The following is an 18958-nucleotide window of genomic DNA, read 5'->3' on the forward strand; positions in this document are numbered from 1 at the left end:
TCTTGATCAACTTAGCTTGTTTCATCAAAGCGCTAAAATCGACCTTCTTAATTATGACATTTTCCAAATTCAAACAATCGGAGCTTCAGACCACTCATAAGCTTCATTCATCGGGTCGAATTCATGCTGATATTGCTCAACGACGTCGGCGGCATTGTCGGCTTTACCGAATCTGGCTATATGAAACAACGCCTCGCCTTCGGTAACGATCGGCAGATTAGTCTTGCCGATGATAATGCCGGAATTCTGCGCGGTAATATTATCGTCCTCAAGATAAAAAGGATCGCTGACCGCACCGAGCGTTTCGCCTTTATCAACTTTGGCGCCCAACGAGACCATCGCCCTTAACAAACCGCTTTTAGAAGATCTGGCCCAATAACTCGAACGCGCAATGACAGGCTCCGGAAGCCTGCTTTTTCGCTTGGCTGTTTCCTGACGAATCATGCCTAATTGCCTCATTACACGGATGATGCCGCGCAACCCGATTCTGATCGACAGTTCGTCATAGCGTAAGGCTTCGCCGGCTTCGTATACCAATAATGGAATTTTATGTTCCGCGGCGATAGCCCGTAACGAACCATCCCGCACATCCGAATTTAAAATAACCGGGGCAGCAAAAGATTTCGCCAAATTTTCCGTTTCTTCGCCTTCATTCAAATCGGCACGAATTTGCGGCAGATTATCGCGATGAATCGCGCCGGTATGCAAATCGATACCATGCGTGCATTGCTCGACAATTTCATGAAAAAAAATCGACGCCAACCTACCGGCCAAGGAGCCTTTATCGGATCCGGGGAAAACTCGGTTCAAGTCGCGGCGGTCGGGTAAATAGCGCGAGTGCCGAACAAAGCCATAGATATTGACGATCGGTACCGCAATCAAAGTGCCCTTAATGCTCCGCAACGCCGGCGATTGCAGCAAACGACGAATGATTTCGATGCCATTGATCTCGTCGCCGTGTATCGCCGCACAGACGAAAAGTTTTGGGCCGCTTTGCCGGCCGTTAATCACATGTACCGTCATCGGAACAACGGTATGGGTATAAAGATTCGGCAGTGGAATATCCAGCGTTCTGCGTTCGCCGGCTTTAATTTTCTGACCGCCGATGAACAATTCCGCCATGTCAGCCCTTACCTTTGGTCCGAGTAGATTTGCCGAGGCTATCCTTTTCAATAAAACTAATAATCATGCCTGCAATGTCTTTGCCTGTTGCCGTTTCAATGCCTTCCAACCCCGGCGAGGAGTTAACTTCCATCACGACAGGTCCATGATTCGAACGCAGCATATCGACGCCCGCGACATTCAAACCCATCGTCTTGGCCGCGCGAACCGCGATCGAGCGCTCTTCCGGCGTAATCCGAACTAACGATGAAGTCCCGCCCCGATGTAAATTAGAACGAAACTCGCCTTCGCCGCCTTGACGCTTCATCGTCGCTACGACTTTATCGCCGATTACGAAACAACGGATATCGGCGCCGGCAGCTTCCTTGATGAACTCCTGAACCAATATATCGGCTTTCAAGCCCATAAAAGCTTCGATAACGCTTTCCGCCGCTTTTTTCGTTTCGGCCAATACGACGCCAATGCCCTGTGTGCCCTCGAGAAGCTTAATGACGACCGGAGCCCCGCCGACCATTTTGATCAAATCTTCGATATCGTCCGGTTTATGTGCAAAACCGGTCACCGGCAAACCGATGCCTTTGCGGGATAATAACTGCAATGAACGCAGCTTGTCCCGGGACCTTGAAATCGCAACCGATTCATTGAGCGGATAAGTACCCATCATTTCAAACTGACGAAGCACCGCTGTACCATAAAATGTTACCGACGCGCCGATTCTGGGAATGACCGCATCGAATCCTTCCAATGCCGTACCTTTATAATGAATACCCGGCTTTGTCGACGTGATCTCCATATAACAACGCAACACGTCGATGACTTCAATTTGGTGGCCCCTTGCTTCCGCCGCTTCTATCAGTCTCCGCGTGGAATACAACTTAGGATTTCTGGAAAGCAATGCAATTTTCATGAAACGGTAATTTTCCTCATGTTCATCGTCAATTTTATTAATTATATTCAAGCCGGCATATTACACAGTTTTTCGTCGCATAGGATAGTCTGTGAACAACAAATAAGAAAACTATTCTGCGTTTTTGAACTGCGCCTGTATATATTCAGTCCCAAGGCATTCTCGTTCCCATGCTCTGCGCTCGCCGTTATACACAAGTATCGGTAAATTTGCTAAACAGAGGTCGCCGTATACTTGGAAGCGGTGCTGTTTGATAAATCTGCGGATATTGAACATCAGTGGCTTCGAAATCGCGACGAAGGCGTCGCTCCCACAAGGGGCCGGATGCTCTGTGGGAGCGATCCCCAGATCGTCCCTCACCTAACGCTAGGTGAGGGAAAGTCGGGAACGTTGGGCGACAAAAAATGGTATCGAGTCCTCATTGGCTAAGATTGCAAAACGGTAATTCTTGACTTATGTATAACGATGAGAGCTCTGCGTGGGGGAATGCCTGAGTACCGCTCCAGCGGTACGAGACGCTAGAGCATCTCGGGCTGCATTCCCAAGCTCTGTGCTCATTGTTATACATAAATTGTAGGGTACGCTATGCGTACCTAAGGTCCAAAACCCTACCCAGATTAACCATAAAGGCTTGAGTTAATATTGGCGGGACCCATACCCTATCAAATGATGGACGCCTACGGCAAAAATCCGTCTGATCTCGGCTGGTGAAGCAACTCGCCGGAAACGTCAACAATATGAGAACAAATCCAGATAAGGAGATGACGATGTCAACACAGATACACGATAAGGAAATCGACTTTTCCGGCGACACACTCGAAAGCTTATACCGTAAAAACGCGCAACTGCAACAGCCGATTCACCTGAAGAGCAGCGCCCCCTCGCAGCGTTAGCCAATGCCAAGGGCGTCGATCTCTCGACATTTACGAATGAATTGCTGAAAAAGGATATTGAGCTGATTCAGATGAGCCGCTAAGCCAATAGCGAACGATACGATTCACCCATTAGCCAGTCAAAACCACGACTAAACCGATAATCGGTTGAAGACATTGGCTCACAAAGACAGTGAATTCAACAAGCCAAAATATGCTTGAAGGATTACTTTGGCTTATTGACTACGACAGGCTAATGGGTAACTCCTTTGAGGTTAACGGCCTACAGGCCACAACGGACGACCAAAACCGCTCGCTTTCGATTTTAGGCCAGATCATCCAAATCCAGCCGTAGCGCCTCGGCGATTTTTTTCAATACCGCTATCGACCCCGTCCGCTTTCCGCCTTCGATTTGGGCGATAGTGGCTTGCGCCAAACCAGATTGCTTTGCCAATTCCGATTGGGTCAGGCCGCGATACTCCCGCCATACCCTGACCTTATTTTCATCCAGCAGCCGGTAAACCACATCGGCAGGAATACACTCTTCATCGCGCTTAATAGCTTCATCATAAGCTTTAATATCGTCCAGCATTTCGGCCTTTTCCAACAATGTTTCATATAAATCAACCGGCACTACGGCATATTGTTTATGGCCGTTTTTCTCAATAAACTGCACGCTCATTTGTATACATCTCCTCGGCTGCCAATTTTAATCACATCGATCACCAACACATCGTCTAATTGTCGATAAAGCGCCCGATACCCGCCCACACGCAAGCGCAAACCATCGCGCCCTTCCAGCTTTTTAATATCAAGCCCAGCCTCTTGTCCAACAGCAATCCGACCGAATGACACGACAAATTTATCCCTTATTTTGACGGGTAGCTTAGACAACCCCTTAGCGGCATCTTTACGATAGATAATCCGATACATGATCAAATTATAGCAAAACGCTATAAATCTACAATCGCATAAAACGATTAACAGTCCGCTTCGGCGGGTTTTTATCGAGAGATAGGAGAGATAGGTTCAAGTCTTGTAATTTGCATCAGGTCTTTTATGCAGTCCTGTATTTGCAAAATTCAAGACCTGCCCCTGATGTATGCGCATCACCTGTCGGCAATGTCCACACCGTATGCAAATGATCCGGAAGAATAACAATTGCATCAATAATGAATGGTCGTTCTGCCCGTACAGAGCGAAACGCCGTCCGCAGCAGATCCACATGCCGCACCAACACATCCGAAGTACGATCCCGCAAGGTTACCGTAAAAAAATACGAGAAATATGGGGTCAGGTCTTTCAATGGTGCATGATTGAAAGACCTGACCCCGTAACCCCCTTGCTATTTTAATTGCGCGCAAAGTTCAGTTTATTTCTAATTCTTGTTTTCGCTAGACCCACTAAGCCAGTGCCTAAAAGAAGCATAGTCGAGGGCTCTGGAATATTAGATGACTCTGAAACAGATGCTACTTCAAAAATAGCCAAGTCGCCACCACCGTTAAATGGGGCTGAAACACCTGATAGTCGTGAGATTGATCCCGAAGTCGATCGTTTCCATAACCCTGTTGTGGTTAATGCAAAAAGATTGCCTAAGGAATCGTATTCAATATCGGCTATCGGATCATTGAAAACACCATCACCCAAAGATACACCAGTATCTAAATTAAAATTGCTAAAAACATTTGAATTATCCGTTGAGCTTACGGTGATCACTCCCGACGAAGAAATAGCCAAGTCGCCACCACCGTTAAATGGGGCTGAAACACCTGATAGTCGTGAGATTGATCCCGAAGTCGATCGTTTCCATAACCCTGTTGTGGTTAATGCAAAAAGATTGCCTAAGGAATCGTATTCAATATCGGCTATCGGATCATTGAAAATACCACCACCCAAAGATACACCGGTATCTAAATTAAAATTGCTAAAAACATTTGAATTATCCGTTTGGCTTACGGTTATCATTGAAGCATAGGTTGTTACGGATATTGTTGATGTGATGATTACAGTTGCTAAACTAGTTAAAAAATTTTTTCTCATTTTTCTTTCTCCGTAGATTCAAGTCATATCGTTAAACGCTGTGTTAAAACCCTAACGAGCATGTCTAGTACTTAGTCATTTTTATATTGGTGGGCCAGGATGCGAAAAACAATTTAGTAATTCAGTGACTTGTAACAACCAAGAACCGACAAAAGAAAATAAGGGTTGTGCTAGTGTTCGTTGACACTTAAGCTGTGAGAGTCATGAATTTTACATATCCAATATCCCTCCAAACAGGAGCAAGTTGAGTCTAATCACAAAAGCAAGCTGACTCATCACCCAAAAGAGCCATCCACTCCAAAAAAATGGGCCATTAGACCCGATTTAGTGCTGTTGACAGCGAAGAAGGTGTGCCGAGTTAATCAGTGCGACCGATATGCTGGCGCCACCAGGCGGCAGCCTGCCCGCGGGTTGAAAGGTCTAGTTTGTTGAGGATATTGGAAACGTGGCGTTTCACGGTGTGGGGGCTTAAATTGAAAATTTTGGCAATTTGCTTGTTGCAGTCGCCGGCGGCTATGCGTTCGAGTACTTCCAATTCCCGCTCAGATAAGTTGTGCGGTGTTTTTTCGTTCAGATTGGTGCAGGATAACGGCGATGTCTGCTGCCAGCCTTCGAGTCTGTGCTGTATATCAAGGTAACGTGTCTGTTTGTCCGGCGGGATTAGTGCGAACAATTCGGTGAGCAACTGGCGTGGCTCCATCAACAACGGGCCAATGCTGTCTTCACGGACGGCCTCCTGAAGCACTGGCTTAAATTCGGCCCAGGCTGCTTCGGCTTGGCCTTGCACTGCCCGCAAGTGGGCGAGGCTGATAGAAGGATTGCCGGTAAAGCCAGGACAACGCCAATGCCGGTAAAGCTTTTTTGCGCGCACCAGTTCTATTTCGGCTTCAGGTAAATTCCCTGACAATAAGGCATGTCGGCCTTTGACCAAGGCCAGGCCGGTGGCGACAAAAGGCCATTCTTCCGGTTGTCGTTTAAGCCACATATGCGGCATCAGTTCGGCCAAACCTTCTGTATCCTGTGCCATCCAGTAGACGCAGGCCAAATTGAATAAAATCGGTCTGCGCCATGCCAGTGCCAAAGCGCCGAATTCGTCGGAGGAGGCGATTTGCAGGTTGCGGTGTTCTATCGCTATAGCCTGCTCGAAATCGTCCTGCGCGGCTAATACCCGGCTGTTGAGTTGATGGAAGTCTAACCAAAGGGCGGGTACGGCCGCCATTCGTTGTTGAAAGCGAGATTGCCTTTCCAGCGCATTCAGAGTTGTAGCGTAGTCACCGTGCCAGAATTCCGGCCATGCGGTATTGGCCATGGCTTCTACCATCCAATGCACGTTTTCCCGTTCGCTCCAGGCGGAGCATAACATCCGCAGATGGCATAAGGGCTGAAGCGTGTTGGGCATGCCGTAAAGAAAAACGTTAAATACATCGCTGATCGCCGGAAACAAGTTGTGAAGATCTTGTTCGGCGGCGGCTATCATGGCTTGAAGGTTGGGTGCTATGTGTGATGATCGACCGATCGCCAAAGCCTGCGAGGCACGTACCGAATGGAAAGCTGCGGACATCTGTGGGTTGAATTCGGTTTTGAGCTTATTGGCCTCTTGCAACACCTGACTACAACTTTTTAGAGCGCCGACGGAATGTAGGCTGCGCCCCAACATGAATAAGGTGTGCGCTAAATTTACCGTATCGCCTTGTCGGCGATACCCGACACAAGCTAATTCTAAGTGCTCGCGCATGCCGAAAGAGTCATAGTGCGCCCATTTACACATACCTTTTAATTGCGCCACTTCTGGCCGGTCATTTTGTATATGTTCGGGTAGCTGATTGAGCCAGCGTTCCAGTAACGCATACCCGCCTTCGGCCATCACCGATGCCGAGCAGCTCTGAATCAAGGTGACGGCTTCATCCCATCGCTTTGCCTTAAGCCAGTGCATAATGGCGAGGGACAAAACCGGCTCGGCTACCGCGGCTTTGGCATGCAGCTCTTCCTTCAGCCCTGGGTAACGTAACTCCAGTTCGCATTTGAGGTAATCACGAAAAAGATCGTGAAGCTTCAGGACGGGCGCCATGTCATCCAAGGCAGTCAAAAACAAATTACGCCGATACAATTCGTCCAGTATAAGGTGAGTTTCGTTGAGGCCGGTGACAGCCTTACATCGGTGCGGGTCGAGTTCGGGCAGAATAGAGCAATGTAGTAAAAATTCTCGCAGTTCTGTCGGCAAATCCGCCAGTACTTCCGCTGCAAAGTAGTCGAACAGATGTCGATCTGCCCTGTTCACCGAAAAATCCGCTTTGGTTTGGTTATTGGCTGTAGAGAACACTAAATTAAGGCCGGCGGCCCAGCCTTTAGTGTGCTTTAATGCTTGCCGAGCCAACACTTCAGGTATAGGTTTTCCAAATAGTGAAGCTCCGAAAGCCATCGCATCGTGTTCATTAAATTGCAGGTCGGCTGTCAGTATTTCGCCCAGTTCTCCATTTGCTCGCCAGCGAGGCAAAGATAAATTCGGCTGGATTCTTGAGCCAATAATGAATGCGCAATGAATCGGTAATTGATTGATTAGGTTGTCCAGTAGATTCAAAGCCCCCCTGTCATTAACACGGTGTAAGTCGTCCATGATCAATACCAAGCGTTGTCCCTGGTAGGTAGATACCGCATTCACTAGCCCATTGACAGCGATTCTAATTCCGTGGGCATTATCCATGCGGGAAGCCAGTATCTGAGGTTCTTCCGACCAAGTTAGCGGAATATTGCGTATCGCCAAAACTAGGGAAACAAACAGCCTGTTAGGGTCATTGTCATCTTCGTCTAATGATAACCAAGTCGTTTCCGTGGGAGGGGTGCTTATTTGAGCGGAGTATTGGGCTAATAATGTGCTTTTTCCAAAGCCTGCAGGTGCTTGTACAAGGGTGATACGGCGATTTTGGATAAGTGAATTTAACCTACCTACCAAGGTAGTACGAGGAGCTATGTTCGACCGTAATTTTGGGGCGCAAAATTTTGTCACGGCAGCGGAACTCAAAGATGTTAGCATACCTATCCCCTGTCTGTAGCATTGGGTTTCGAAATAAGGGGCAGGTCAACATTCATAGCTTTTTTTTGACCCTACTGCCCTGATAATTTTACCGACGGTTATAAAACATAGCTCAAAAAAACCGCTGTCTGTTTACAAAAATTGGCGCCAGGCGTTTTTATAACCGACTAGATAATGGTTAGTCATCAAAAAATAACCATGACAAACCCACTTAAAATTCTCTACAACACGCTTCAAAACATCAAGATATGAACCCTGCCTTCATCATCTTAATATATCCATAGCAGATCAAAATTCGGCACCGGGGTTCTCGTCAAAGGACGCCGTGAACCCAGCACCTAAATTATCCAAGGTAGTAAACCATAGCCGATGGGCTATGGAATTTAGGTGCTGGGTGAATACATCCCGGTAGGCTCTGTGCCAGCATCCATGCTGGTCCCTCACCTAGCGTTCACTGCCATTAAGTTAAGCCTTCTTCCCCCTTTGAAAAAGGGGGATTTATTAGAAAAATCTCCCCCAGCCCCTCTTTTTCAAAGAGGGGAGTAAAACTCCAGGACCTTAACTTAATGGCAGTGTCACCTAGCGTTAGGTGAGGGATCGAGCCCCCGGTGCATCCTTAGGCGCAGCCGAAATTTGAAGTACGAAAGGTATAAATGTTTTGACGTCGGACACCACGGGAAGTCACATAATAGAACGCTCCTGAAAATTCGATTCTAATAGGGTCTGGTCATGAACAAATTATATAGCACCTAAATCTTGAAAGCCCAAAAAATGAGCAATTCCCAATTTGGGGATCAAAAAGGGTGTGGGGTGTGCTTGGCGAGGATGTCGGCAGCAGGGAGCTGCCGCCAAGCCCCCATGGATGGGTTTACGGCGTTCCTCGACAGGCATACCCCACACCCTAAGATCGGCGCAAATGCTCAAACTGGGAATTGCTGCCAAAAAATGAGGGCGAAACAGACGTTAAGTCAGTACAGGATAGTTGCTTGGCATGCGATTCCACGCCTATATTTTCCGATCAATACCGGCTGACACCGGCGCGTTGCATTTTACGCCAGATGCGTGCGCGTAACCAGCGTGTTTCAAAGAGATGTGTATAACGGCAATCGCTAGAGCGTGAAACGATAGGAGGGTCTAAATAATAAAGATATAAGGAGCAATGTCTATAATTGCTTTAGTAGAAAGTGCAGGCGTTCAACAGAACGCCTGCGAAGGGGGAAATCAATTTTTCGATTTTGCGGCAATAAAGCCAATCAATGCCAAAATCACGCTAAATCCATACCATCCAGCCAACGACCACTGCCCGCTAGCTTGAGTAATAATTACCGACTCACTCGCCGACGCAACTCCCAATCCTGCAAAAGAAAGCAGCATTACACCCATTGCAGCTAACAATACTTTACATCTACTGGTTTTATATTGCATAACACCTCCGCCCATTATTGTTATTTCAGCCGCGTTCTATTGTATGCATTTTGAGAACAAAAACCATTGTACGTCAGTACTAAAAAGCCAATAATTTGATACTGTTAAAAAAAACGATGTGACACTAATCAACTTTTCGATAAAAACACCGTATGAATAGTCGAAGCCGGCTCACCCGATCAAATTAAGCGCGCCCAAAAATCATGCTCGTCCGATTCCTCCATTTCCACCGTTGCAAAATCACCGACTTTTAGATGTACCGCGCCGTCGATAAAAACTTGTCCATCGATTTCCGGCGCATCCGCTTTGCTTCGCGCAACCGCACCTTCTTCGACGACTTCATCGATAATAACGGTCTCGACGCGCCCGATCCGCCTACGCAATTTCGCAGCGCTGATTTGCGCCTGATGCTCCATGAACCGGGCTAATCTTTCTTGTTTGACTGCTTCAGGAAGCTGACCCGATAAGTCGTTGGCCACCGCACCTTTAACCGGCGAATATGCGAAACAACCCACCCGATCTAACTGTGCTTCAGTTAAAAACTGTAATAATTGCTCGAATTCTTGCTCGGTTTCGCCGGGGAAACCGACTATGAAGGTACTGCGAATCGTAATCTCCGGGCAAATTTTCCGCCAGGCATTAATGCGTTCTAAATTGTTTTCGGCCGCCGCCGGTCGCTTCATCAATTTCAATATGCGACTATCGGCGTGCTGAAACGGAATATCCAGATAAGGCAGAATTTTACCGTCAGCCATCAACGGGATAACTTCGTCGACATGCGGATAGGGATACACATAATGCATTCTGACCCAGACACCTAAGTCTCCCAAGGCCTCCGCTAATTCATAAAAACGAGTCCGAATCTCCCTGCCTCGCCATTGTCCTGTCCGGTATTTCAGATCGAGCCCGTAAGCACTGGTATCCTGTGAGACGATGAGTAATTCCTTAACCCCGGCATTTGCCAGCCGTTCAGCCTCGAACATGACTTCGTTGATAGGACGGCTGACCAAATCGCCCCGCATCGACGGAATGATGCAAAAGGTGCAGCGGTGATTGCAGCCTTCGGAAATTTTCAAATAGGCGTAGTGCTTGGGCGTCAATTTAATCCCTTGCGGCGGCACAAGACTGGTAAACGGATCATGTATCGGCGGCAAATGCTCATGGACTGCCGCAACGACTTCTTCCAGCGCATGCGCGCCGGTAATTTTCAATACCTGCGGGTGCCTGGCTCTGATCTCCTCCTCTCTGGCTCCAAGACAGCCGGTTACAATGACTCGTCCATTTTCGGCCAATGCTTCGCCAATGCTATCCAACGATTCTTCAACAGCTGCATCGATAAAGCCGCAGGTATTAACGACTACCAAATCGGCTTCCTTGTAACTCGGGGACACTTCATAGCCTTCGGATCGAAGCTTGGTTAATATCCGTTCGCTGTCGACCAAGGCTTTAGGGCAACCCAAACTAATAAATCCAATATGCGGAGCACTCATTAACAATCTCAATAAATTTTTATTCGAAAAACGCGTTACAACAACCTCATTCCCTTACTAAACAAGCCGGGAAAATAGTCGATATAAATGAAATCACCATAAAAAGCAAAGGGTGCTGATTCCAAAAAATGTCATTTATTTTTTACCAAGAAGAGCATGAAGGACTTGAAGATACAGCGTTATCAATTCAAATGCGTCACTAACCATTAACAGCATATGTCATCATCATTATTGCCGCTGGAGTGCTGACTTTGCCTGCCTGCGCAGACGAAGCCAGCACTCCAGCCCCGCCATTTAGCTGTTTCCCAAGCTCCAGCTTGGGTAACAGCATACCTTCATTATCTTCATGGTAATAAAAACAAGCTATAAACATTGTGCTGCATCAGCACCCAGAGCAAAAAAGACTCAAGTGATTGATTGTTTTATTATTTCCTTAATAACCTTCATGGTGAAATGACTTTATTATTTGCCAACGACGCCTCAAATACCGCAATATAAAAGCAGTTATTTACCCGACTCTTCAATATAAGCACCGAAATTCATAATGCGTTGGTAGCGTTGTGCAAGTAACTGCTCGAGAGGCTCAGTCCGTAACTGCTCCAAATGGCGTAACAACGCCTCACGCAAATGCATTGCCGTCGTTTGAAAGTCTCGATGCGCACCACCCACGGGCTCGCGCACCATTTCATCAAGAAAGCCTTGTTCGCGGATACGATCGGAAGTGATGCCCATCGCTTCTGCCGCCAATTGCGACTTGTCGGCACTTTTCCATAGAATCGATGCACAACCTTCCGGCGAGATCACAGAATAAGTGCTGTATTCCAACATCAACAAACGGTCTCCGACACCGATCGCCAACGCGCCGCCGGACCCGCCTTCGCCGATAACAGTGCAAATAATCGGGGTCTTTAATCGCGCCATTTCAAACAAATTTCGAGCAATCGCCTCGCTTTGCCCGCGTTCCTCAGCCCCGATTCCCGGATAAGCGCCCGGCGTATCGATCAAACAAATAATCGGCAAACCAAAACGCTCGGCCATCTTCATGACTCTTAACGCCTTGCGGTAACCTTCCGGCCTTGGCATACCGAAATTCCGATAAATCTTTTCTTTCGTGTCGCGGCCTTTTTGATGACCGATTATCATGACCGGCTGCCCTTCCAGCCGAGCCAAACCGCACACGATTGCAGGATCGTCGGCGTAAGCCCGATCACCGTGCAATTCATGAAAATCGGTAAACATCAAATCGATATAATCGAACGTATAAGGCCTCCCAGGATGCCTCGAAAGTTGCGAAATCTGCCAATCGCTCAACTCGGCAAAAATAGATTCGGTCAATAGTTTACTTTTGTTTTCGAGCTGCTCGAGCGCGTCGGAAATATTAATATCGTTATCAAACTCGACACGACGAAGTTCTCTAATCTTCGCTTCTAATTCGGCGATGGGTTGTTCGAAGTCAAGAAATTTTAGATCCATGATGGTATATATGAATTAATGTTACTGCTCAACAAAAGCAAGCTTAATGAATGGAATACGGATGACGCCGATTAGACGGATTAACGCGGGGCTCTATTGTTTGCATTTGCATATCGCAACTCCATAACGACTAAAATATTTCGTACGCGTCAGCAAAAGCTTCTTTGCTATACCCATCATCGTAGATCAAAATTCGGCGCCGAGGTGTTCGTCAAAGGACGCCGCGAATACGTCCATGTAGGCTCTATGCCAGCTCCATGCTGGCAAAGCCTTTGCTGAACACCCCGGCGCCTCCTTAGGCAATGCCGAAATTTGAAGTGCGAAAGGTATAAAAACGAACTGTTTTTCCGTGTTTATCAGTCGTATCTGTTTTATTTTTCAAATTATAATAACGTCATCCGCGACTAGCCGATTGATTCTTTCCTGAAACGGCCATTTTATCTAAATTCCGTAAATGTTTTAATTTTTCTGCGATTTTAATTTCAAGTCCTCGATTAACCGGCTGGTAATAACGGGTTCCGATCATTTCGTCCGGAAAATAATTTTCGCCGGCGGCATAAGCATCGGGCTCATCATGCGCATAGCGGTACTCTTTTCCGTAATCTAACGACTTCATCAATGCCGTCGGCGCATTGCGTAAATGCACCGGCACGCCGAGACTTCCGCTATTTCGAGCATCGCGCATCGCTGCATTGTATGCCATATAAACGGCATTGCTTTTCGGCGCGCAGGCCAAATAGACCACGGCATGCGCCAACGCCAATTCGCCTTCGGGGCTGCCGAGCCTTTCTTGCGCCTCCCAAGCACTAATCGCAACCGGCAAGGCTCTCGGGTCGGCATTGCCGATATCTTCGGATGCAATTCTCACGATGCGCCGAGCCAAATAAGCCAGGTCGCAACCGCCGTCGATCATGCGGCACAACCAATACAACGAAGCATCGGGGGAACTGCCTCGCACCGATTTATGCAAGGCCGAAATCTGATTGTAAAATTCTTCACCTTGCTTATCGAAACGACGCACACTGCCGCTCAGCACTTCGCCGGCAACAATCTCGTCGATTTTTCCGCTTTCGTGCGCCAACGCCAGCTCGGCCGCGATTTCTAATAAATTCAATAATCTACGAGCATCTCCGTCGGCAGCATCGACAAACTGTCGCTTGATATCGTCGGTCATTTCGATGGCTTGCTCTCCTAAACCGCGCTCGCGGTCGGTCAACGCCTTTTCCAAAACCGTCGCCAAGTCAACTGCTTGCAAGGCATTCAAAACATAAACGCGAGCGCGCGACAATAATGCATTATTCAATGCGAAAGACGGGTTTTCGGTGGTCGCGCCAATAAAATATACCGTGCCGTCTTCGACATGCGGCAAGAAAGCATCTTGCTGAGATTTGTTGAAACGATGTACTTCGTCGACAAACAAGATCGTGCGGCGATTTTCACTTTCACGAATTTTTTTTGCTTCGGCAACGGCATCACGGATATCCTTGACGCCGGCCAACACCGCCGATATCGAGATGAAATGCGCATCGGAATGTACCGATATTATTCGTGCCAGCGTGGTCTTTCCGGTACCGGGCGGCCCCCAGAAAATCATCGAATGCAAGCGGCCCGATGCAACCGCTTCATAGAGCGGTTTCCCGGGCTTGATAATATGCGACTGACCGATATAGTCGTCCAGCCGCATCGGACGCATTCTTTCAGCTAAGGGCCTTAGGGCTTGTTGCAACACGCTTCTTATTCCTCAAAGACATCGGCTCCGGCGGGCGGAATAAAATCGAATACGCCGTCGTCGATCGGCGTGTTGATTTTAAGATTAGAAAAATAAATGCGCGTTAATTGCCCGAAATTGTCACTGAGCTCCATACCGCCAAGCTTGCCCTTATCCAGTCCAATCAGAATATATTTGAAACCGCTGTCCTCGTTTTTAGGCAACAATTTAATCCAGGTCATATCCTCGTCGGCGCCTTGTCCTTCTAAAATAAAGTTATCCTCTAGATCGATATCACCGCTCAACAATAAAGCCGGCGTAGAACCCAGCGACTGATCCATCTTTTTGATCGTCACTTGCTCCAGGTCTTCATCGTAAAACCAAACCTTACCGGCATTGGAAATGATCTCTTGCGTGAAAGGTTTCAGATAATTCCAACGAAACTTACCGGGCCTGCGCAAATAAAACACGCCTTCACTGGCTTTCCGCGCGCGTCCGCTTTCATCAATCGCGACCTGTCTGAAATCCGCGGTCAAAGAATGCGCTGTTTTTAAAAAAGCTCGTAACTGTTCAATTGGCTTATCGTCGGCATGAGCACCTTGCATCACAGCAATAGCCATCAGCAACGACATGAGTCCATACTTGATTCTTTCCATTTCGTTTATCTCATTAGATTTGTTGAAAAATTCGGTTTCTCATTTTAAACGGGGGCAGATTGACTTTTCGTTAAGCAGATTAATCGAGCTGCTGGCTGAGCGGAGTCGAAGCCAATCGCCTTGTTAGCTTCAACTCCGCTCAGCGAACAAGGCTCAAACTGTCCCGGCTTAAGTGGGTAGCCAAAAATTCGTTATCGGGACCGGAGCTGGAGCTACCGAAATAATCGATTTTCCCGAAGGCTGGTAAACATTGTGAGGAGGGAAGATAAACTTGAGCTGAATTAATGCATTGAGGTCATTTCAAACGAAGGCTTAACTATTAAACTTTCATCTTTCACCTACAGCATGCATTCCCACACTAAAGCGATGAGAACGAGGAATCTTGACCAGTGTGACTCCGATACCGTTTATTGTCACCTAAGCTTTTCGGCTTCGAAATCGCGATCTGGGGATCGCTCCCACAAAGCCCCCTTTCACCTTTCACCTTTCACCTTTCACCTTTCATCTTTCCGCATTCAATAACTTAATAACCGGCGCAGTATCCGGCCTGATGCCTCGCCAAATAAAAAACGCTTCGGCCGCCTGTTCGACCAACATGCCCAGTCCGTCTAAACTGCTAGCGGCGCCGTGACTGATGCCCCACCGAACAAAAGCAGTCGGCTCATTACCGTAAGCGAGATCGTAACAAACGCCATTCGGCACCAAAAGACCTTCCGGCAATGGCGGAAGATCGTTGGACAGACTGGCAGAGGTCGCATTCAGGATCGCATCGAATGATAAACCGGCCAGCTCGGCAAAACCGCAACCGTTAATATCGCCCCGACTAGCGAATTCACCGGCCAAATTAATGGCCTTAGAAGCCGTTCGATTGGCAATCACGATGCATGCCGGCTGCTGCTCGAATAGCGGCGAAAGAATCCCGCGCGATGCACCGCCGGCACCAAGAATCAATAACTTTTTTCCGTTTAGAGCAACCTGATGATTGACGATCAAATCGGTCACCAAACCTATACCGTCCGTGTTATCGCCTAATATCGAACCATCCGTCTGAAGCGCCAACGTATTGACCGCTTTTGCCGACTCCGCACGTTCGGTTTTTCGATCGGCGAATCGCCATGCCAGTTCCTTTAGCGGCACGGTACAATTAAGTCCCTGACCGCCCAAGCGGAAGAACTCCGTAGCGGCCGATTCGAAACGATCGGCCGTTACTTCTTGGGCGGTATAAACCAATTCTTGACCGGTTTGCTCGGCGAAAATCCGATGAATAGTTGGTGATTTACTGTGCTTTATGGGACTACCGAATACGGCGTATTGATCGATTTGTGTCATTATAATTGTCTTTTATATTGCCAAACTTCCCAGAGTATAGTCATAGCCACAATGCCGATTGCCGTCAAAAGCTCTATCCAAATTGCCTGCTGCATAAATGATGTCATGACAGCGCACACGCCGAGAAAAATCCCGACCAAACTGAAACGCCAACCGATTCTGATACCGTCCAATATTGTCGATAACGATAAAATCAATAGAATGACGATACCGGCGCTTTTTTCATCGAACACATCGGTTTGCTGAATGGAAAACGCTGCCGCGACAATCAGCATCGACACGCCCCAATGCAGCGTTTGCTCTCTTAAGATATGTTTGATGTCGCTGGCTTTATGCTTCGATTGCAGCCAAGCGATAATCATTGCCGAGATCGCAAAAATGATGATCATGATCAACCAATAGACATAGCCGTCGGCTGGCGAGTAATCGGTAATACCGATACCGGTCATCGAAAGCGCCAGCAACAAAACCAGAATGCCTTCTTCGATCTGAAATTTTCGTTTTTCTGTAAAGAGCGTATCTTCGGACATGAGATCTCTCCGTCTGGCTTAGTGTAAGAATACAGACCCGCCTGTTAGGAAACACCCAGGCATTTGGATTTTAAAAAAGGCTATGTTCGCGTTAGCAGTTGAAACGGTCCTCTTTCCTACTCTAAATAAACCCATTAGGAAATAGCCAATGATTGCTTTCCGATACACTGAGCGTAGCAGAAGGTACGATTACTCGCTTGACAGGACGCCGTGAATACGTCCATGTAGGCTTGACGGCAGCTCCCTGCTGCCGACACCTGTCAATCGAGCAACCGTACCCTCCTTTCAACCATTGGCGTGATATTGAAAAAGGAAAGTTACTAAGAGTTGTATCCTTGGGTTTCATGTTGGCTTTCAGTTCATAAAGTATCAACTATTAACGCGAACATAGCCTTAAAAAAGCGATTACCATGGGAAACTGAAGATAACGAAAATACTGCTTTTGCGTTCTTCATTACGAACAGTCAAGGCAAAAAACTTTTCGTCCCGATTTATTCTTGCAACCACATAGCGGCTTGCTTGGCAAAATAAGTCAATACGGCATCGCAACCAGCACGCTTGAAGCCCAATAACGATTCGAGCACGACTTGACGCTCATCCAACCAGCCATTTAATGACGCCGCCTTTAACATCGCATATTCGCCGCTGACCTGGTAGGCGAAAGTCGGCACGCCAAAGCGGTCTTTCGCGCGGCGTACTATATCCAGATAAGGCATGCCGGGCTTGACCATAATCATGTCGGCCCCTTCCTGCAAGTCCAACTCGATCTCGCGCAGCGCCTCATCGGTATTGGCCGGGTCCATTTGATAACTGTATTTATTGCCTTTGCCGAGGTTGGCGCCCGAGCCCACGGCATCTCTGAAGGGGCCATAGAATGCCGAGGCATATTTAGCCGAATACGCCAAAATACGCGTATTACGGTAAGCATGATTTTCCAAGGCCTGCCTGATCGAACCAATCCGGCCGTCCATCATATCCGAAGGCGCAACGATATCGGCACCCGCTTCGGCGTGCGACAAAGCTTGCTTGATCAAAACCTCGACCGTTTCGTCGTTGATCACATAGCCGTTATTATCGATCAACCCGTCCTGGCCATGAGAGGTAAACGGATCCAGTGCGATATCAGTAATCACGCCAAGTTCCGGATAGGCCGTCTTGATCGCTTTGACAGTTCGCTGAACCAATCCGTTCGGATTAAAAGCCTCGGACGCATCGTCGGATTTTTTATCGGTCGATATAACCGGAAACAAAGCGACTGCAGGAATGCCGAGACTCGATATTTCTCCGGCTTCCCTCAATAATAAATCCAACGAAAGCCGTTCTATGCCGGGCATCGAAAGTACCGCTTCGCGGTTATTCTTACCTTCCATAACAAACATTGGATAGATCAAGTCATCGACGGATAAACGGTTTTCGCTCATCAAGCGACGTGAAAAAGATTGATAACGCATTCTTCTCATGCGTATTAAGGGGAAATTGGTGGTATTATGCGTCATCTTGTCCGTAGGTCTAGGTTAATCTCGTTTGCCGTGCGCCAAGGGGGGCCGTATCTTGCAAAATAGTTCCTGCAAGATATACATCGATCCGACAATATTAGCACGCTTCCGACACCCTAAACCATGTCTTCCTTAACCGATAAAGACTCGGACATGTGTTTGCACATAAGTCTAAGAACTTGAGGTCATTATGAAAACAACACAATACCAACGCATTTTTCTGTTGGCAATATTGAGCTTTTTTGTAAGCATTAGTACATTGAACAAAGCCATTGCCGCCGAATTATTATTGCCCCAACAAGCGATTGCCGAAGCTTCCGACAAACTAAAGGAAAAAATGCAAAATCCCGAATTTATAAAGGATTTTGCACAAATAACGGATTTTGTTGAATCGGCGATTTATCCCCATGTCGACTTTAATCGAATTTCGGCATTGGTACTCGGAAAATACTGGCGGGACGCCACGCCGGAAGAAAGAGCTCAATTCAATAATGAATTCCGAAACCTGTTAGTCAGAACTTATTCTCGCGCGTTTGTCGAATTCAAGGACTGGTCGGTGCGCTTCTTACCTTTAAAAATGGAATCGGATGCGAGTAAAGTCATCGTTAAAACAGAAATATTGCAACCGGGTATTCAGCCAATCGCTGTAGACTACAGAATGGTATTGATCAAAGGAAAATGGAAAGCTTACGACATCCTGATCGAAGGCGTCAGCTTGGTCACGAACTATCGCACGACATTCAATAATGAAATCAGAAATAGCGGTTCGTTGTCAGCGGTTATCGAAACATTGAAAACAAGAAATGCCGAAGCTTTGTCCAAAAACTCGTCGCATAATTCATAATTTATCGCACCGTCGCTATGCGCGCTCTAGCTCGA

General features: G+C 47.4%; 16 protein-coding genes. 2 read left to right on the forward strand and 14 right to left on the reverse strand.

Features of this window, described 5'->3' with window-relative positions; translation table 11 throughout:
• Nucleotides 1-69: 69 nt before the first annotated feature.
• Nucleotides 70-1122, reverse strand: a complete 1053-nt coding sequence (locus tag WJM45_RS17940; protein WP_341326402.1) for a succinylglutamate desuccinylase/aspartoacylase family protein — start codon at nucleotides 1120-1122, stop codon at nucleotides 70-72.
• A gap of 1 nt (nucleotide 1123) precedes the next feature.
• The gene (gene rimK / locus WJM45_RS17945; protein ID WP_341328971.1) at nucleotides 1124-2029 is read right to left on the reverse strand and encodes a 30S ribosomal protein S6--L-glutamate ligase; all 906 of its coding nucleotides are present in this window, start codon (nucleotides 2027-2029) and stop codon (nucleotides 1124-1126) included.
• Nucleotides 2030-2796: 767 nt separating this feature from the next.
• Between rimK and WJM45_RS17950 the strand changes: the two genes are divergently transcribed.
• Nucleotides 2797-2922: a hypothetical protein gene (locus tag WJM45_RS17950; RefSeq protein ID WP_341326403.1), complete on the forward strand. Its 126-nt coding sequence runs from the start codon at nucleotides 2797-2799 to the stop codon at nucleotides 2920-2922.
• Between the two features lie 304 nt (nucleotides 2923-3226).
• Here the strand turns inward: WJM45_RS17950 and WJM45_RS17955 are convergent, their stop codons facing one another.
• The 12 genes from WJM45_RS17955 to hemB form a co-directional block, all read right to left on the reverse strand.
• Nucleotides 3227-3583 (reverse strand): helix-turn-helix transcriptional regulator, encoded by a 357-nt coding sequence (locus tag WJM45_RS17955; RefSeq protein ID WP_341326404.1) that lies wholly within the window; start codon nucleotides 3581-3583, stop codon nucleotides 3227-3229.
• The gene (locus WJM45_RS17960) at nucleotides 3580-3834 is read right to left on the reverse strand and encodes a type II toxin-antitoxin system RelE/ParE family toxin (RefSeq protein ID WP_341326405.1); all 255 of its coding nucleotides are present in this window, start codon (nucleotides 3832-3834) and stop codon (nucleotides 3580-3582) included. The genes WJM45_RS17955 and WJM45_RS17960 overlap by 4 nt, the downstream gene beginning before the upstream one ends.
• A 417-nt stretch (nucleotides 3835-4251) precedes the next feature.
• Nucleotides 4252-4941, reverse strand: coding sequence for a PEP-CTERM sorting domain-containing protein (locus tag WJM45_RS17965; RefSeq protein WP_341326406.1), 690 nt, complete (start codon nucleotides 4939-4941; stop codon nucleotides 4252-4254).
• A gap of 358 nt (nucleotides 4942-5299) precedes the next feature.
• The gene (locus WJM45_RS17970; protein WP_341326407.1) at nucleotides 5300-7642 is read right to left on the reverse strand and encodes a LuxR C-terminal-related transcriptional regulator; all 2343 of its coding nucleotides are present in this window, start codon (nucleotides 7640-7642) and stop codon (nucleotides 5300-5302) included.
• Between the two features lie 1551 nt (nucleotides 7643-9193).
• The gene (locus WJM45_RS17975) at nucleotides 9194-9397 is read right to left on the reverse strand and encodes a hypothetical protein (protein ID WP_341326408.1); all 204 of its coding nucleotides are present in this window, start codon (nucleotides 9395-9397) and stop codon (nucleotides 9194-9196) included.
• Between the two features lie 179 nt (nucleotides 9398-9576).
• Nucleotides 9577-10887 (reverse strand): 30S ribosomal protein S12 methylthiotransferase RimO, encoded by a 1311-nt coding sequence (gene rimO, locus WJM45_RS17980; RefSeq protein WP_341326409.1) that lies wholly within the window; start codon nucleotides 10885-10887, stop codon nucleotides 9577-9579.
• A gap of 504 nt (nucleotides 10888-11391) precedes the next feature.
• Nucleotides 11392-12360 (reverse strand): acetyl-CoA carboxylase carboxyl transferase subunit alpha, encoded by a 969-nt coding sequence (gene accA, locus WJM45_RS17985; protein ID WP_341326410.1) that lies wholly within the window; start codon nucleotides 12358-12360, stop codon nucleotides 11392-11394.
• Between the two features lie 394 nt (nucleotides 12361-12754).
• Complete coding sequence (locus WJM45_RS17990) at nucleotides 12755-14053, reverse strand: replication-associated recombination protein A (protein WP_341328972.1); 1299 nt, start codon at nucleotides 14051-14053, stop codon at nucleotides 12755-12757.
• A 41-nt stretch (nucleotides 14054-14094) separates the two neighbouring features.
• Nucleotides 14095-14724 carry an outer membrane lipoprotein chaperone LolA gene (gene lolA / locus WJM45_RS17995; RefSeq protein WP_341326411.1) on the reverse strand — a complete coding sequence of 210 codons (630 nt, stop codon included), beginning with the start codon at nucleotides 14722-14724 and terminating at the stop codon, nucleotides 14095-14097.
• A 501-nt stretch (nucleotides 14725-15225) separates the two neighbouring features.
• The gene (gene aroE / locus WJM45_RS18000; protein WP_341326412.1) at nucleotides 15226-16053 is read right to left on the reverse strand and encodes a shikimate dehydrogenase; all 828 of its coding nucleotides are present in this window, start codon (nucleotides 16051-16053) and stop codon (nucleotides 15226-15228) included.
• Nucleotides 16053-16583 carry a hypothetical protein gene (locus tag WJM45_RS18005; RefSeq protein WP_341326413.1) on the reverse strand — a complete coding sequence of 177 codons (531 nt, stop codon included), beginning with the start codon at nucleotides 16581-16583 and terminating at the stop codon, nucleotides 16053-16055. Before WJM45_RS18005 ends, aroE begins: the two co-directional genes overlap by 1 nt.
• Nucleotides 16584-17074: 491 nt before the next feature.
• Nucleotides 17075-18079 (reverse strand): porphobilinogen synthase, encoded by a 1005-nt coding sequence (hemB, locus tag WJM45_RS18010; protein ID WP_341326414.1) that lies wholly within the window; start codon nucleotides 18077-18079, stop codon nucleotides 17075-17077.
• A 190-nt stretch (nucleotides 18080-18269) separates the two neighbouring features.
• Between hemB and WJM45_RS18015 the strand changes: the two genes are divergently transcribed.
• On the forward strand, nucleotides 18270-18923 hold the full coding sequence (locus WJM45_RS18015) for an ABC transporter substrate-binding protein (RefSeq protein WP_341326415.1): 654 nt from the start codon (nucleotides 18270-18272) through the stop codon (nucleotides 18921-18923).
• The last annotated feature ends 35 nt before the right edge of the window (nucleotides 18924-18958 follow it).

The sequence above is a fragment of the Methylotuvimicrobium sp. KM2 genome (genome assembly GCF_038051925.1).
Classification (GTDB): Bacteria; Pseudomonadota; Gammaproteobacteria; order Methylococcales; family Methylomonadaceae; genus Methylotuvimicrobium.

Coding starts and splice junctions, on each gene's coding strand:
- WJM45_RS17940 (WP_341326402.1), bottom strand. CDS start 1,122: ATGGCGGAATTGTTCATCGGCGGTCAGAAAATTAAAGCCGGCGAACGC.
- rimK (WP_341328971.1), bottom strand. CDS start 2,029: ATGAAAATTGCATTGCTTTCCAGAAATCCTAAGTTGTATTCCACGCGG.
- WJM45_RS17950 (WP_341326403.1), top strand. CDS start 2,797: ATGTCAACACAGATACACGATAAGGAAATCGACTTTTCCGGCGACACA.
- WJM45_RS17955 (WP_341326404.1), bottom strand. CDS start 3,583: ATGAGCGTGCAGTTTATTGAGAAAAACGGCCATAAACAATATGCCGTA.
- WJM45_RS17960 (WP_341326405.1), bottom strand. CDS start 3,834: ATGTATCGGATTATCTATCGTAAAGATGCCGCTAAGGGGTTGTCTAAG.
- WJM45_RS17965 (WP_341326406.1), bottom strand. CDS start 4,941: ATGAGAAAAAATTTTTTAACTAGTTTAGCAACTGTAATCATCACATCA.
- WJM45_RS17970 (WP_341326407.1), bottom strand. CDS start 7,642: ATGGATAATGCCCACGGAATTAGAATCGCTGTCAATGGGCTAGTGAAT.
- WJM45_RS17975 (WP_341326408.1), bottom strand. CDS start 9,397: ATGCAATATAAAACCAGTAGATGTAAAGTATTGTTAGCTGCAATGGGT.
- rimO (WP_341326409.1), bottom strand. CDS start 10,887: ATGAGTGCTCCGCATATTGGATTTATTAGTTTGGGTTGCCCTAAAGCC.
- accA (WP_341326410.1), bottom strand. CDS start 12,360: ATGGATCTAAAATTTCTTGACTTCGAACAACCCATCGCCGAATTAGAA.
- WJM45_RS17990 (WP_341328972.1), bottom strand. CDS start 14,053: ATGCGTCCGATGCGGCTGGACGACTATATCGGTCAGTCGCATATTATC.
- lolA (WP_341326411.1), bottom strand. CDS start 14,724: ATGGAAAGAATCAAGTATGGACTCATGTCGTTGCTGATGGCTATTGCT.
- aroE (WP_341326412.1), bottom strand. CDS start 16,053: ATGACACAAATCGATCAATACGCCGTATTCGGTAGTCCCATAAAGCAC.
- WJM45_RS18005 (WP_341326413.1), bottom strand. CDS start 16,583: ATGTCCGAAGATACGCTCTTTACAGAAAAACGAAAATTTCAGATCGAA.
- hemB (WP_341326414.1), bottom strand. CDS start 18,079: ATGACGCATAATACCACCAATTTCCCCTTAATACGCATGAGAAGAATG.
- WJM45_RS18015 (WP_341326415.1), top strand. CDS start 18,270: ATGAAAACAACACAATACCAACGCATTTTTCTGTTGGCAATATTGAGC.